Consider the following 328-nt stretch of genomic DNA (forward strand, 5'->3'; position numbering starts at 1 on the left):
AAAAAAGCCTGTCTAAATTATAGACAGGCTTTATAAAAAAAGGCGGCGACATACTCTCCCACAAATTGCAGTACCATCTGCGCAATCGGGCTTAACTTCTCTGTTCGGAATGGGAAGAGGTGAGCCCCGACGCAATAACCACCTTAAAAGGTTATAATTGCTTTGGACAATTACTTTCTAATTAATAATTAACAACTAATAATTAGAACAATATCTTAACATACTGAGATAAAGAAAATTTATTTTTTTGAAAGATTGCTCTTGTGTCTCATTAATTAAAACGAGACACAAGATGCGACGTACATAAGCTTACGGATTATTAGTACTA

At 34.5% G+C, this 328-nt stretch carries 1 rRNA gene; it reads right to left on the reverse strand.

Annotated features, from left to right (window positions below):
- Positions 1-37: 37 nt before the first annotated feature.
- Positions 38-146, reverse strand: a 5S ribosomal RNA gene (gene rrf, locus G6042_RS00540).
- Between the last annotated feature and the right edge of the window lie 182 nt (positions 147-328).

The sequence above is a fragment of the Flavobacterium solisilvae genome (genome assembly GCF_012911605.1).
In the GTDB taxonomy this organism is placed as follows: domain Bacteria; phylum Bacteroidota; class Bacteroidia; order Flavobacteriales; family Flavobacteriaceae; genus Flavobacterium; species Flavobacterium solisilvae.